General features: G+C 76.5%; 8 protein-coding genes. 1 reads left to right on the plus strand and 7 read right to left on the minus strand.

Annotated elements, in window-relative coordinates; translation table 11 throughout:
• Positions 1 to 52: 52 nt before the first annotated feature.
• From ACFVU7_RS09705 to ACFVU7_RS09735, 7 genes are all read right to left on the minus strand, one after another.
• Positions 53 to 2,422, minus strand: coding sequence for a choice-of-anchor X domain-containing protein (locus ACFVU7_RS09705; RefSeq protein ID WP_388044830.1), 2,370 nt, complete (start codon positions 2,420 to 2,422; stop codon positions 53 to 55).
• Between the two features lie 115 nt (positions 2,423 to 2,537).
• Complete coding sequence (locus ACFVU7_RS09710) at positions 2,538 to 3,095, minus strand: Pycsar system effector family protein (protein WP_380741289.1); 558 nt, start codon at positions 3,093 to 3,095, stop codon at positions 2,538 to 2,540.
• A 6-nt stretch (positions 3,096 to 3,101) separates the two neighbouring features.
• Entirely contained in the window at positions 3,102 to 4,349 is a 1,248-nt protein-coding gene (locus ACFVU7_RS09715) for a hypothetical protein (RefSeq protein ID WP_388044831.1), read from the minus strand.
• Entirely contained in the window at positions 4,346 to 7,024 is a 2,679-nt protein-coding gene (locus tag ACFVU7_RS09720; protein WP_388044832.1) for a hypothetical protein, read from the minus strand. The genes ACFVU7_RS09715 and ACFVU7_RS09720 overlap by 4 nt, the downstream gene beginning before the upstream one ends.
• Positions 7,017 to 7,868: a hypothetical protein gene (locus ACFVU7_RS09725; RefSeq protein WP_388044833.1), complete on the minus strand. Its 852-nt coding sequence runs from the start codon at positions 7,866 to 7,868 to the stop codon at positions 7,017 to 7,019. Before ACFVU7_RS09725 ends, ACFVU7_RS09720 begins: the two co-directional genes overlap by 8 nt.
• Positions 7,869 to 7,959: 91 nt before the next feature.
• Positions 7,960 to 8,697, minus strand: coding sequence for a Crp/Fnr family transcriptional regulator (locus tag ACFVU7_RS09730; protein WP_388044834.1), 738 nt, complete (start codon positions 8,695 to 8,697; stop codon positions 7,960 to 7,962).
• Positions 8,698 to 8,964: 267 nt separating this feature from the next.
• Positions 8,965 to 9,723 carry a thioesterase II family protein gene (locus tag ACFVU7_RS09735; protein WP_074004764.1) on the minus strand — a complete coding sequence of 253 codons (759 nt, stop codon included), beginning with the start codon at positions 9,721 to 9,723 and terminating at the stop codon, positions 8,965 to 8,967.
• Positions 9,724 to 10,009: 286 nt separating this feature from the next.
• Between ACFVU7_RS09735 and ACFVU7_RS09740 the strand changes: the two genes are divergently transcribed.
• A partial coding sequence (locus ACFVU7_RS09740) for an SDR family NAD(P)-dependent oxidoreductase (RefSeq protein ID WP_388044835.1) occupies positions 10,010 to 15,417 on the plus strand: 5,408 nt, incomplete at its 3' end.

Here is a 15,417-nt window from a genome sequence, read left to right on the forward strand (position 1 = left end):
TCGACCGGCACGGGTCAGGGGTGGTGGAACGGGTCCTCAGGGACGGGGGAGCTCAGATGTAGTCGTCGACGACGGTCTGCGCGCCGGCGTCGGGTGGTGTGGGACGCCCCGCGGGACGGGTCCTGCCGCGCCGTTCGTCCCGGATCCCCACGGCGAGCCCGCCCGCGAGCGGCACCGGCCGGTCCGGCTGGATCCGGGCCCTCGCCTGCCCACGCCGCTCCAGCACCACTCCGCCGTCCAGGCTGCGCTGCACCCGGTACGGTCCGCCGGGCTGCCGGACGAGCCGGGGGTCGGGGCCGCCGAGGCCGTGCACGTCGAACGCGTACCAGCGCTTGGTGCCGGAGTCCGCGGCGATGTCGGCGACTTGGCGGCCCTCCGGGTCCAACAGGAGCAGCCTGAGCCCCGCCGGGTCCTTGCCCAGCCGCGCCCGCAGGCGCAGGGCCAGCCCGGCCAGGACGGCCAGCACCGCCACCAGGCCGCCCAGCAGCAGCGCCCACCACCAGGTCTCCCAGAAGGTCGGCGGCCGGGTGATCGTCAGCGACAGGGGGCTGTCGACCAGGACCCGGTCCCGGTCGGTGGTGTCGACCACGGTGACCTTGCCGCCGAGCCGCAGGTCGCCGCCGTCGAGCAGTCCGTGGAACGCGCCAGGCCGGGCCGCCGTCACCGCGACGTCCACCCGGCGGGACTCGCCGGGCGCCAGGGTGATCTCCTCCGGGGTCACGGCCAGCAGGCCCGGGGCGGTGTCCCGGAGGGCCGGCCGCAGCGTGTGCGGGGCGCCGTCCGCGTTGTGCAGGGCGAGGCTGCCGGCCAGCTCGTCCCCGGGGTGGAGCCGCCGCCCGGCGCCGTCGTCGAGGGTGAGGGCTGCGGTCACCAGCGGCACCGCCGGGGCCACCAGGGTGCCCTGCGAGCGGTCCTCGTCGGCTGTCAGCCCGGACGCGGCGAGGGTGCCGGAGACCTTGATCCGGCCGGTCGCCGCGGCGGGTACGGTCACCGTCCCGCTGAACGCGCCGTCGCCGGCCCTGCCGTCCGGGGCGGAGCCGTCGTCGGCCAGCTTGACCGGCACGGGCGCGAACCCCTCGCCGCTCAGGACGGCGCTGACCCGCAGGTCCTTCAGGTCCTGGGGATCCGTCACCTCCACCCCCTGGCGGGTCTGGAGCCTGAGTGTCACCACGGCCCGCTCGCCGGCCCGCGGCGAGGGCGGCGCCATGGTGATGGAGCCGCGCAGCGCGCCGCGCCACAGCACGTTGACGGTGGCCAGCTGCGCCCGGTGGTCCGCCGGGGCGTCCAGGTGGACCCGCCACTGGCCCGGCTTGGGGTCGGTGATGCGCAGCGACTCGACCGTCTGGTCGCGGGGCGAGAGTTCGAACTTCGAGACCGGGTCGGTGGTGGTGCCGGTGATCTCGCGGCCGTCGGGGTCGACGTAGGTGGCGGTGACGAGGGGGTCGCCCTTGTCGACGACGATGCTGCCCACGGTGGTGAGCGGGGAGATCCGCACCTCGATGTCGATCGGCGGGTGGCCGGTGCCGCCTGCGGTGGCGCGCAGGCAGTGGGCGGCGGCGAAGGCGGTCCGCATCGCGTCGGCGACGGCGGTGGCGTCCGGTACCACGGTCGCCCGGGGCTGGGCGTCGGGCAGGTCGACGCAGCCGCCCTGGAAGCCCGCGGCCGCCATCCGGTCCAGGGCGGCCCGGTCGATGTCCGAGCCGAAGCCGAGCGGCCAGACCTGGATCCGGGCGGCCTGAGCGGCGGCGAGGGCGCGGGTCAGCGCCTCCTCGCCGGCAGCGGCGCGGTGGGCCGGGTCGCCGTAGGCCGGGCTGTCGCCGACGTCGAGCCTGCCGTCGGTGAGGAGGAACAGGACCCGGGGCGTGGCCGGGTCGGCCCCGGCGGCGAGCCGGCTGACCCCTTGGAGGACGGCGTTCGGGAAGTCGGTGCCCTGTCCCTCGTCGGGCCTGCGGCTGCGCAGGTCGCTGATGCACCTGCCGATCCGGTCGCGGCCGGCGCCGTCCAGGACGGTGGGCGGGCAGACCTCGTCCACCGGGTGCTGGGACTCGTTGTCCGCGCTGGCGAAGCCGAGCACGGTGACGGTCGACTTCGGGTGGACCTCGCCGAGGGCGATCCCCACGGCGGCGGCCCGCTCGCGGTCGACCTCGGCGGGCTTGAGGCTGCCCGACTCGTCCACGGCGATCGCGTAGTCGACCGGGCCGACGGCGGCCGGCGGTGCACTCGTCGGCGCGGGGGCCGTCGTGGGGGCCGCCGTGGGGCTCGGCTCGGCGGAGGCCGGGCCGGGCAGGAGGCCGACGGTCAGCAGGGACGCCGCGGTGAGGGCGGCGGCCCGCCCGAGTCCGCCGGTGGCACGCCGGCGCCCACGGGCCCGTGCGCCGGTCGGGCCGCGCCCGGGAGGGCGTGCGAAGAGCAGGTGTGGCACCGTCGTCTCCTCTGGATCGGGGGTGCGTTCCACCGGTCGGCGGACGGACAGGCGTCGGCCGGTGGCAGGCGGTCGGGGTCTGGCGGTCGAGGTGGGGCGGTCGGGGCCGGGCGGCTCAGGTGAGCAGGATTCCGGCGGTGGCGAGGACCGAGCCGGGGGCCAGGCAGGCGACGCCCCAGCGGATTCGGCGGTACTTGGCGGCCAGGATGGTGCTGACGTCGACGGCTTGGACGAGCAGCCAGTCGAGCGGGTCCCGGCCGGCCGCGACGATCTGTTCGGTGAGCGCGGGCCGGCCCTCGGAGGTGAGCAGGTCGCCGAAGAAGGTCACGCCGTCGTGGTCGCGCAGGGTTCCGGTGCGGGGCAGGATCGCCCGGACCAGCGCGACCGCCCCGGCGGCCCAGAACACGCCGCCGAGCGCGAGCAGGACGGCGGCGAGCGTCCCGGGCCGGCCGTCGGCCCAGTTGCGGTCCAGGAGCAGGGCGGGCAGGCCGAGGGCGGCGGTGAGCAGGATCGAGGACTTGGTGTCGGCCCGTCCGATGTCCTCGCGGACGACGCACAGGAGGCGGTCCGCGACGAAGCGGGCCTCGTCCGAGCAGGGGACGGGTTCGGGGGCGGGCGCGGGGGCGGGTTCGGGGGCGGGCGCGGGTGCTGGGGCGGGTCCGGTAGCGGTCATGAGCGGTCAGCTCCTGTCACCGGGGGACCACGGGCGGCGGTCCCGGTCGTCGTCGTGGTCGTCGTGGCGGTCCCTGCGGCGGTCGTCCTCGGAAGCGGCGTGGTCCTGCGGTGCGGTGTCGGAACCGGTGCGGCCCCAGTCGTCGAAGGCCTCGCTGGGCCGGCGCGCGGGCGGAGCCTGCGCGGGGATCCGGTCCCGGGGGGCGGGTTCGGCCTGCACCCACATAGGGGTGAACGCCGGGCCGCCGTCCCGGCGGTCGTCCCGGCCGCCGTGGCCGCTCCCCGGGAGCTCGGGCCTCGCCGCCGGCTCCCGGATCGGCGGCCGGCCGAAGGAGCCCTCGATGCGATACGCGGGCGTGCCCAGCAACTCCCGCACCTGCGACTCCAGTTCGGCCGACTGGATGACGCCCTTCTCGACCAGCCGCAGGGTGTGCTCCAGCAGCTCGTGCTTGTCCGCGCGGGACTCCTGGCGCAGCAGCTCCATGAAGGCGCGCGCCTGGTCCGGGTTGTCCGAGAGCATGAAGCAGATCTGGTTCCACTCACCGCCGTCCAGCATCGCCCGGAAGGTGCGCATGCGGATCTGGAGCAAACCGGTGCGGTGGTGCTCCGCCGCCACCTCGCGGTCGTAGTCCCGGGCCGTCGTGCGGTCCTCGTAGGCGGAGTTCCGGTCCGCGTCGGCGTGCCGGATGGTCGTGCTGTCCACCGCGACCCGCACGTAGACGTCCGCGTGCAGCCCGAGGTCGTAGCCCAGGTCGTTCCACTGCCCGGTGCGGCAGGCGGAGTTGGCCGCGCGGTCGACCTCGGCGGCGGCGGTCACGGGGTAGCCGGAGCAGATCGCGCGCAGGCGCTCCAGCAGCGGCCCCTTCAGGCGCTCCGCGACGTTCCTGACCTGGCCGTCCACCACCTTGCGGTAGTCGACGACCGACCAGTGCACGTCCACCTCCACCTCGAAGAAGGTGGCGCTGCCGACCGCCGGGATCTGGAGGGACAGCTGGCAGAGGTGGGTGCCCCGGGCCACCTCGCAGATCGTCACCGGCCGGGCGAAGCGCGGGCGGTCGACGTGCTCGGTGCCCATCGCGGTGACCACGCTGTGGCCGCCGTTGCGGTAGAAGTGCACCAGGGCGACCTCGGCGCTCGGCTTGCGGGTGCACTCGGCCGGGCTCCCGTACTCCTTCAGCAGCGGTCCGGCCGGCCGTTCGGGCCGGCCCGCCTTGGCGAGGGCCGGTGGGCCGGCGGCCTGTGGATCGTCCGTCATCGTCGTTCCTCCGTTTCCCTGGTGCCCTCGCCCGGCCGCCCGTCCTCACGGCGGTCCGAGGGCCGCTCCGGTCCGCCGCGCCGGTCGCCGTCAGGGCGGCCGCCGGTGGCGAGGTCCCACAGCTCGCGGGCCCGCGCCGTCGGCAGCGGCTCGTCCGGGTCGCTCATCATGCGTCGCAACAGCCAGTCCAGGAGCCGCCGTTCGCGGTCGGTGCCGACCAGGGCCGGGAGCAGTGCGGCCAGGCCGGCCCTGGTGTCCGGGCCGTCCTCGTCGACGGCGGTCCGCAGCCAGAACTCCAGGCAGTCGGTGGCGGCCTCGTAGGAGCGCGGTGTGCGCAGCGCCGTCCACAGCAGGTCGGCCAGCGGGACGGCGCGGTCGGGGCGGGTGGCCGCGAGGGCCAGCGGCAGCGGCCACTCCAGGTACCGGCCCAGGTCCGGCCAGGCCTCGCCGTCCCACACCTCGCCGACCGTGGTCACCGCGAGCCGGACGACCGCCAGCAGGCCCAGGTCCTGGTAGGGCACCCGCTTGTCGGCGGTCCATTCGGCGAGGCGGCGCAGCACGGCCCGGTCGTCGGGGCCGGCGAGCAGCCGGACGATGCCGTGCGAGGCGATCGGCGCCTTGTCACCGTCCTCGTGGGTGCCGATCCGGGCCAGGCCGTCGAGCGCGGCCTCCACGGGCGAGGCGTGGCCGAAGCCGAGCACCAGCGCGGCGGTCCAGCGCAGGTGCGCGGAGGGCGACCTGCTCCAGTCGCCGACGAGGGCGTGGACGGCCGGCCGGTGGCTCTCGTGCCGGGCCGCCTGGTCCAGCACGGTGGCGGCGAAGGCCCGGCGCCGGGCGGCGCGGGCGGTCGCCATCGGCCGGACCAGCTTCTCGTAGCCGGTGGCGAAGTCGCGCGCGCAGAGCTCGCCGGAGGCGAGCGCGGCGCGCACCCAGATCTCGGGCCGGGGGTCGTCGGCGAGCAGCCGCATCCAGCGGACCACCGGCTCGCGGGCCGGGTGGTGCCGGTCCCAGACCTCCGCGAGCACTGCCCCGGACAGGGCCGAGCCCCGGTAGCGGACGATCCGGGCCGGCGCCCGGATGCCCGCCGTCTCCACCTCGCCGTCGGTCAGCTCGGCGCGCAGGGAGGCGAGATCGGAGACCGGGTCGTCGCAGAACAGCGGGCGGGCGGGCGTGTTGCCGGGGTCGCGGGCCACCGCGAGCTCCCAGGTCAGCAGGCGGGCGGCCTCGGCCACCGCACTGTGGGCGGCACCGTTGAGGACCGCCAGGGCGATCCGGGAGGCGGTCGGGTGCAGGACGGCGGCGGCCGACTGCCCGGAGGCCCGGCGGGTGGACGGGCCGGGGGAATCGGCCGGGTCGGCGATCTCGCGGTCCGCGCCCGCGAACCACTCCTGGGCCTGCTGCGGGGCCAGGCTGGCGCAGCCCGCGAGGAGTTCCGCGAGGGTCAGCCGGCCGAGCACGTGGGCGGCGGTCAGGTCGGCGAGCAGCTCGGCCTCGGCGGGTCGGAGGTCCTCCAGGCCGACCGCGGAGCGCAGTTCGGCGTCGTCGACGAGCTCGTCGGCCCGCGCGACCAGGTCCTCGGGGGACTCCGCGGCGGCCGCGGCCCCGTCGGCCAGGTGGACGGCGATCCGGGCCCGCAGCAGTTCCTCCGTGGGGGCCGGCGGGCAGATGAGGCCGTACCGGCCGGACAGCAGCGGGGTCGCCGTCGGACCGGCGGCCACCACCAGCACGGCGAAGGAGCCGGAGGCGGAGAGCGCCGTGGCGAGGGCGTCCAGTTCGAACTCGCCCGGGGGCTCGGCGACGCCGCCGCGGACGAAGGGGAGTTCGAGCAGGTAGCCGTGCCCGCGCCGGGCGTCGTCGGACACGGTGGCGGCCAGCTGCCGTACGGCGGTCTCCGGGGAGACCCGGGAGACCCGGGACGACGGCTCCGCGACGGCGCCGGCCGCGGGGCCGTCCGTCGGAGCGTCCTGCGCGGCGCCCTCGGCGGACGGCCGGTGCTGCGTCAGCTCGTCGAGCAGGGCGAGCGCGGTGCAGGTCCGCCCGGTGCCGGGGGCGCCGGCGAGCACCAGGACCCGCTGCCGGCGCAGCGTCCGCTGGAGCTCGACGTAGCCCGCCGGCTCCCGGTAGATCCGGCGGACCCGCCGCAGCTCCGCCTCGGGGACCGGTCCGCCGACCCCGCCGACCGCCTGCCGGCTGTCCAGCCGCAGGTGGATGTCGCCGATGTGGGCCTGGTGGAAGACGGTGCGGTCGAACAGGTTGTGGTCGCCGGCCACCCGGTAGGAGCCGCGGGCCTCGCGGTGGGCCCGGGAGGTCGCCCCCAGGCCGGCGGCGGGCCCGCCCTCGTCGTCCTCCTCGTCGAGCAGACTGTCGCGGCTGCGCTCGCGGAACCGGCCGGCGGCCTGCTCGCGTTCGGCGCGCTCCTGCTCCTCGGGGTCCGGACGGCGGCCGTCCCCGACGTGGCCTTCCGGCTGCGGAACGCCGGCTCCGGCGCCCGGCCCGGCGTTCGCCCCCGCGCCCGCTCCCCCGCCGACGGGGGCGGGGCCCTGGTCGGCGGGAGTCCGCGGACGGCCGGCGTCGGAGCCGTTCGGGTCGGAGCCGGCCTCGGGGCGGTCGTCGCCCAGCGGCGGCTTCCACAGGCTCACTTCGGGTGCCTTGACGACGTTCAGCGGCTTAGGCACGGTACGTCCCCCTGACGGTGCGGCCGATGTGCACCGGCCCGTGGTAGACGTTGCCTTCGTTGTTCGACGCATCACCCCCCACGTACACCCCGCCCGGCGCGTGCGGGGCCGCGAGGGTGTCGTCCGCCCCGCCCGGCGCCGCACCCGGTGCGGGGCCCGGCGGGCCGGCGGGCCGGTTGTCGGGCGGGCCGTCGGAGCCGGGCTCCTCCGGCCCCCCGTCGTCCGGCAGCGGTGCCGGCCGGGGCCGGCCGGGCAGCCGGACCCAGGCCGGTGTGGCGCCGTCCTTGAGGCGCAGCCGGGCCGGAGCGTAGTCCTCTGGGTCGACGAAACGGCCGCCGTGGCAGACCACCTCGCGGTAGAGCGAGTCGGAGACGACCACGACCAGGTCGGCCCGGTCCCGGTCGAGCAGCCGGCGGGCCGCCTCCGCGTCGGCGAGCCGGCAGGCGAGGTCGACGGCGTGGCCGCTGATGCCCTGGGCGTCGTGCATCACCGGGCCGACGTGCAGGGCGATGCGCAGCCCCAGCCGCGTCGCCAACTCCGCGTTCAGCTGACGTAGTTGCTCATGCACCTCGGTGACCCAGACACCGAGGATCCGGGCCGGCGCGATGCCGGGGCCGAGGGCCGCCAGGATGCCGTCGCCCCGGTCCTCCCGGTGGACGGCGCCGGCCGGCACTGCGGCCTCGGTGAACGCCTGGTCGATCACGGCGTACAGCCGCCGGCGCATCCGGGTCTTGCTGGCGTCGTCGTAGGCGCCGGACCTCCGGACGTCCACGCTGACCACCAGCTTGTACACGGCGTCGACTGCGTGGTCGAGCACGGTCACCCCCGCGGTTGTCTTCGACATGCCGCCAGAATCCGGCGCCGCATGCCGGGTTGTCTGTGATGCTTTACATGCGGGCCGGAGTCCCTCCACACCGGTCCCAGGCGTTCGGGTCTCAGGTGTTCGGACGGCTCCCCGATCCCGGCCCGTACGGCCCCTGGGCGAGCAGCAGGAGCGGGGCGGGGTCGAGGATCTCGACCATCCGGGTGCCGGTGCGCACCAGTCTCTGGTCGCGGAGCAGTTTCAGGGCCTTGGCCACCGCTTCGCGGGTGGCACCGACGGTGGCCGCGAGGTCGTCCTGCGCCAGGTGCACGACGGCGGTCGAACCGCCGCAGGGGCCACGAGAGTCGGCCGTCCGGGCCGTGGCGCCGGTGGCGGAGAGCTCGACGAGGCGCCTGGCCAGGCGCTGGACCACGGTGAGCGAGGCGAAGGCCGAACGCTCGCGGTCGGACTCCCTGAGTCGCGAGGCGAGTTGGGACATCACCTGACTGCCGACCCGGGGGGTCTCGGCCAGGAACCGCCGGAACCGGTCGCCGGGGATCACGAGCGCCTGGACCGTGCCGAGCGCCTGTGCGGTCGCGCTGCGCGGCCGCTCGTCCAACGCGGCCAGCTCGCCCACCAGTTCGCCCGGGCCGCGCAGGCCGAGGACCAGCCGGGTGGCCCCGCGGTCGGTGGCCACGTAGACCATGGACCAGCCGGCCAGCACCAGGAGGACGTGGGTGGTGCGGTCCCCCTCGGAGACCAGGTGCCGCCCGGGAGCGTAGGTCTTCGGGGCTCCGAGTGCGAGAAACGCCTCATGGTCGTGCGCGCTCAGGGTACGGGCGAACGGCAGGTCATCGCCGAGCAGGCCCATGTCACCCCCCAAAGATCGTCAACGGCCTTGGTTCGGTCCGACGTTGGGAGATCGTAGACCTGCCGGAGGCGAACTTCGGCCAAAGCCGCCACAACGCACCCAAGATGGTGCGCAGGGGGTGAATGAGTCTCCTGGGACGCGCGGGGGAAGGGCCCCGGACCGCTCGCGGAGGCGCCGGCTCCGCAACCCCGGCGCCCTCACGGCGACGTACCGGCGCGGCGGCGTACCGGCGCGGCGGCGTACCGGCCGCGGCGCGGCCCGCCGGGTTCAGGAGACCGGCGGCAGCAGGCGGTCGGTGACGATGCGGACGATCTCGCCCTGGTGGTGGGCCAGGTAGAAGTGGCCGCCGGGGAAGACGTGCAGGGCGGAGCCGCCGGTGGTGTGGTCGCGCCAGGACCCGGCCTCGTCGACGGTCGCCTTCTCGTCGCTGTCGCCGACCAGGACGTCGACCGGGCAGGAGAGCGGCGGCCCCGGCCGGTAGCGGTAGGTCTCGACGGCCTTGTAGTCGGCCCGGACCGCGGGGAGGATCATCCGCAGCAGCTCCGGGTCCTGCAGGGCCCGCGGGTCGGTGCCGTCCAGCTTGCGGAGTTCCGCGACGATGCCGTCGACGCCCCGGAGGTGGACGTCCTCGTCCCGGTGCCGGGAGGGTGCGCGGCGGCCGGAGGCGAACAGGGCGACCGGCGGGGTGCCGAGGTCCTCCAGGCGCCGGGCGACCTCGAAGCCGACGACCGCGCCCATGCTGTGGCCGAACAGGGCGAGCGGCAGGTCGCGGTGGGGCAGCAGCGCCTCGGTGACCTGCTCGGCCAGCGCCTCGACGGTCTCGACGCAGGGTTCGTGGCGCCGGTCCTGCCGTCCCGGGTACTGGACCGCGAGGACCTCGATCCCGGCCGCCGTGGCGGCGGACATCGGGTACCAGTAGCTCGCCGACCCTCCCGCGTGGGGCAGGCAGACCAGGCGGACGCGGGCGTCCGGGGCCGGGTGGAAGCGGCGGATCCAGCTGTCGGCCGCGCCGTCGGTGAGCGTCATGGTGTTCCGGTGGTCCCTTCTGGACGGGGTCCTCGCCCCGCCGGCGGGTCCTCCCCACTCCGAGCCTGGTGCAGGCCGGACGGCCGGACAACCCCTCACCACCACCCCCCTTCTCCCGCGGCGGAGCCGGCCGGGACAAGGGCCCGTAGGGGAACCGTAGGGGTGCGGCCCCCGCGGACGGCTGGACGAGACTGCCACGGGATACCGAATGATGCGTCACCCCTCTCTGTTCTCCGGGAGCCCCCAGCCTCCCGTGCTGTTTCCGCGTGCCCAAGGAGCCGTTGACATGCCGCGTACCGAGCTGATCAGGCCGCTGCCCGAACTGCTGCGCTCCCAGGCCGCGTCGCTGCGCGACAAGCCGGCCTTCCGGGACGGCCGCCGGTCCGTGGGCTACGCCGAGCTGGAGCTCCGGACCGGACGGCTGGCCGGCCACCTGGCGGCCCTGGGCCTGGACCGCGGCGGGCGGGTGGCGATCCACCTGGACGCCGGCGTCGAGGTGGTGGAGGCCTACCTGGCCGCCGTCCGGGCCGCCGGTGTCGCCGTCCCGGTCAACCCGCACTCCAGCGACGAGGAGCTGGCCCACATCCTGGACGACAGCGGCGCCGCCGTGGTCGTCACCGACACCCGCCACCTGGACCAGGTGCTGCGGCTGCGGGCCGACCGGCCCGGGCTGCTGGTGGTCGTCTCCGGTCCGACGGCGCAGGGGCCGCAGGGGCCGCAGGCGGCGCGGGACCTGCCGTCGTTCGAGGCGCTGGCCACCGTCGAGCCCCCGGTGCCGCCGCGCGACGACCTCGGCCTGGACGAGACCGCCTTCATGCTCTACACCTCGGGCTCCACCGGCGCCCCCAAGGGCGTGCTGTCGACCCAGCGCAGCTGCCTGTGGTCGGTGGCGTCCTGCTACGCACCGCTGCTCGGACTCTCCCGCGACGACCTGGTGCTCTGGCCGCTGCCGCTGTTCCACAGCCTGGCGCACATCGTCTGCGTGGTCGGTGTCACCGCGACCGGCGCGACCGCGCGCATCATGCCGGGCTTCTCCGCGGACGAGGTGCTGGCCGAGCTGCGCGGCGACGCGTACACCTTCCTCGCCGGGGTGCCCGCCCTCTACCACCACCTGCTGCGGGAGGCCGACGCCGGCCGGCTGGACATGCCGCGGCTGCGGGTCTGCCTGTCGACCGGCGCGGTCACCTCGGCCTCGCTGGCCCGGGACTTCGAGGACGCGTTCGGCATCCCGCTGCTCAACAGCTACGGCTCCACCGAGACCTGCGGCGCGATCGCGACCGAGGCGCCGGGCGCCGAGCGGGTCTCCGGCTCGTGCGGCCTGCCGGTCCCCGGCCTGGAGGTGCGGGTGGTCGACCCGGAGACCGGGATCGACACCGCCCCCGGGACGGAGGGCGAGGTGTGGGTGCGCGGGCCGAGCCTGATGCAGGGCTACAACAACCGGCCGGAGGCCACCGCCGAGGCGCTGCGGGACGGTTGGTACCGGACCGGCGACCTGGCGGTCCGGGCGGCCGGCGGCCAGCTGACGATCAGCGGGCGGCGCAAGGAGCTGATCATCCGGGGCGGGGAGAACATCCACCCGGGCGAGATCGAGGACGTCGTCCGCACGGTGCCCGGCGTGCTGGACGTCGCCGTGGCGGGCCGGCCGGACGAGGTGCTCGGCGAGGTGCCGGTCGCGTTCGTGGTCACCGCGCCGGAGGGCGTCGACGCCGAACTGGTCTTCGCCGCCTGCGCCGAGCAGCTGTCCTGGTTCAAGGTGCCGCAGGAGGTCCGGGCGATCGCCGCCGTGCCGCGCACCGCCTCGGGCAAGGTCACCCGGCACCGGCTGTTCGACCAGCCCGGCACCCTGCTCGGCGCCCGGGGCGTCCGGCAGGAGTCGCTGTACCGGATGGACTGGGTGCCGCTGCCCGCCGGGTCCGTGGAGCCGGTGCGCGCCGCGCTGCTGGCGAGCCCGTCGGACGGAGCCGCCCGGCTGAACGGACCGGACGGCCTGAACGGACCGGACGGACCGGACGGCCCGGACGGCCCGGACGGCCCGGACGGCCCGGACGGCCTGGCGGTCGACCGCTACGCCGACCTGGCGGAGCTCACCGCGGCCGGTGCGCCCGAGGTCGTCTACCTGCCCTGGCCCGCCGCCGGCGCGGAGCCGGTCGCGGACGCGGCCCGGCGGACCGCCCGCGAGGCCGCCGAGCTGCTGACCCGCTGGCTCGCCGACGACCGGCTGCGGGAGACCCGCCTGGTGGTGCTGACCCGGGGCGCGCTGGCCGTGCACCCGGGCGAGGAGGTCCCGGGGCTGGCGCAGGCTCCGCTCTGGGGGCTGCTGCGCGCCGCGCAGACCGCGCACCCCGGCCGCTTCACCGTGGCCGACCTGGACGGCGAGGCCGCCTCCGCGGCCGCCCTGCCGGCCGGTCTGGCCACCGGCGAGCCGCAGTTCGCCGTCCGCGGCGGGGTGCTGCGGGCGCCCCGCCTGGTGCCGGTCACCGCCGCCGCGTCCGGCCGCCGCCTCGACGGCACCGTGCTGGTCACCGGCGCCGGCGGGACGGCCGCGGCCGCGATCGCCCGGCGGCTGGTCGCCGAGCACGGCGTCCGGCACCTGGTGCTGGCCTCCACCACCCCCGACTCGGCCGCGCTGGCCGTGGAGTTGAGCGGGTCCGGCGCGGAGGTCACCCTGGCCGCCTGCGACGCCGCCGACCGCGCGTCCGTCGCCGAGCTGCTCGCGGGCGTCCCGGCCGAGCACCCGCTCACCGCGGTGGTGCACGCGGCCGGCTCCCCCGGGCTGGCCGCCGGCGGGCAGGCCGACCGCTGGGTGCGCACCGGCGTCGACGGCGCGGTGGCCCTGCACGAGCTCACCGCCGGGCTCGACCTGACGGCCTTCCTGCTGGTCTCCTCCACCGGTGCCCTGCGGGGCGCGGACGACGGCGACCGCGGCGGCTGCGCCGCGTTCCTGGACGCGCTGGCCCAGCACCGCCGCGCCACCGGCCGGCACGCCGTGTCGCTGGCCTGGGACACCACCGACCCGGGCGCCGTGTCCGACGCCGAGCTGGGCGCGCTGCTGGACTCCGCGCTGGGCGGCGCCGACACCCCCGTGGTCGCCACCCGGGACACCACCGGCGTCCTCTTCCGCGACCCGGCCGCCGCCGACGGCGCGGCGGACACCGTGTTCGCCGCCCGGCTGCGCGCGCTGCCCCGGGCGGAGGCCCGGCAGACGCTGCTCGGCCTGGTGCGGGCCGAGGCGGCCGGGGTGCTCGGCCGGGGCCTGCCGCGGACGATCGCGCCCGAGCGGGCCTTCAAGGACCTCGGGGTGGACTCCGCCTCGGCCGTCCGGCTGCGCAACCGGCTGCGGACCGCGCTCGGCCTGCGCCTCCCGGCGACCGTGGTCTTCGACCACCCCACCCCGGCCCGGCTGGCCGGCTTCCTGCTCGCCGGACTCCTCGACGAGGCACCGGCCCCGGCCGCCCCGGCCCGTCCGGCGGTGGCGGACGAGGACCCGATCGCGATCGTCGCGATGAGCTGCCGCTACCCGGGCGGAGCCGTCACCCCCGAGGCCCTGTGGCAGCTGGTCGCCGAGGGCCGGGACGCCGTCTCGGAGTTCCCGACGGACCGCGGCTGGGACACCGACGCCCTGTTCGGCGGCGCCCCCGGATCGGTCGGCAGCTCCTCGGTCCGGGAGGGCGGATTCCTCTACGACAGCGCCGACTTCGACCCCGACTTCTTCGGTATCAGCCCGCGCGAGGCCCTCGCCATGGACCCGCAGCAGCGGCTGCTGCTGGAGACCTCCTGGGAGGCCATGGAACGGGCCGGGATCGACCCGGAGGCCCTGCGCGGCAGCCGGACCGGCGTGTTCACCGGCGTGATGTTCCACGACTACGCCAGCCGGCTGCCCCGGGTGCCCGAGGAGGTGGAGGGGTACCTCGGCACCGGCACCGCGGGCAGCGTCGCCTCCGGCCGGGTGTCGTACACCTTCGGCTTCGAGGGCCCGGCGATCACCGTGGACACCGCCTGCTCCTCCTCCCTGGTGGCCCTGCACCTGGCGGTCGCGGCCCTGCGGCGCGGGGAGTGCGACCTCGCCCTGGCGGGCGGCGTGGCGCTGATGGCGACGCCCGAGGTGTTCGTCGAGTTCAGCCGCCAGCGCGGCCTCGCCGAGGACGGGCGCTGCAAGTCCTTCGCCGCCTCCGCCGACGGCACCGGCTGGGCCGAGGGTGCGGGCGTGCTGCTGGTCGAGCGGCTGTCGGACGCCCGGCGCAACGGGCACCCGGTGCTGGCCCTGGTCCGCGGCACGGCGGTGAACCAGGACGGCGCGTCCAACGGGCTGACCGCCCCGAGCGGCCCGGCGCAGGAGCGGGTGATCCGCGAGGCGCTGGCCGCCGCGGGCCTGGCCCCGGCCGAGGTCGACGCGGTGGAGGCGCACGGCACCGGCACGAAGCTGGGCGACCCGATCGAGGCCAACGCCCTCCTCGCCACCTACGGCCAGGGCCGCGAACTTCCGCTGCTGCTCGGCTCGTTGAAGTCGAACATCGGGCACGCCCAGGCGGCCGCCGGGGTCGGCGGCATCATCAAGATGGTGCTGGCGATGCGGCACGGGGTGCTGCCGCGGACCCTGCACGTGGACGCGCCGACGCCGCACGTGGACTGGACGGCGGGCGCGGTGGAGCTGCTGACCGAGGACCGGGAGTGGCCGGAGACCGGCCGTCCCCGCCGGGCCGGCGTCTCCTCCTTCGGCGTCAGCGGCACCAACGCCCACGTCATCATCGAACAGCCCGTCGTGGAGGAAGGCCCCACCGGCGAGCCCGCCGCGCACGGCGTGCTGCCGCTGCTGCTGTCCGCGAAGTCGGCGGACGCCCTGCGCGCCCAGGCCGCGCTGCTCCAGGACTCCGAGGCCGCCCCGCTCGACCTCGCCCACTCGCTGGCGACGACCCGCTCGCTGTTCAACCACCGTGCGGTGGTGCTGGGTTCGGACCGTACCGAGCTGACCGAAGGCCTCCGGGCGCTCGCCGAGGGCACCGAGAGCGCCACCGTGCTGACCGGTACGGCGGACGCCACCGGCGGGACCGTCTTCGTGTTCCCCGGGCAGGGCTCCCAGTGGGCCGGCATGGCCGTCGAACTCCTCGACAGCGAGCCGGTGTTCGCCGCACGGATCGCCGAATGCGCCGACGCCCTCGCCGAGTTCACCGACTGGAACCTCGTCGACGTCCTGCGCGGCGCCGAGGGCGCACCCGGCTACGACCGGGTGGACGTCGTCCAGCCCGCCCTCTGGGCCGTCATGGTCTCCCTCGCCACCCTCTGGCAGGCGCACGGCATCGAGCCCGACGCCGTCATCGGCCACTCCCAGGGCGAGATCGCCGCCGCCACCGTCGTCGGCGCGCTCACCCTCCAGGACGGCGCCCGGGTCGTGGCCCTGCGCTCCCAGGCCATCACCGCCATCGCCGGAAACGGCGGCATGGTGTCGCTCTCCCAGTCCGCCGAGGACGCGCTCGCCACCATCGCGCCGTGGGCCGACCGCGTCTCCGTCGCGGCCGTCAACGGCCCCTCCTCCGCCGTCGTCGCCGGTGACGCCGACGCCCTGGACGAGCTGCTGCGGCGGTGCGCCGCCGACGGCACCCAGGCCCGCCGGGTCACCGTGGACTACGCCTCGCACTCGGCCCATGTCGAGGCCCTGCAGACCGAGTTGCTCGACCTGCTCGCCCCCGTCACCCCGCG

It is taken from the genome of Kitasatospora sp. NPDC058046, assembly GCF_042885595.1.
Lineage (GTDB): Bacteria > Actinomycetota > Actinomycetes > Streptomycetales > Streptomycetaceae > Kitasatospora.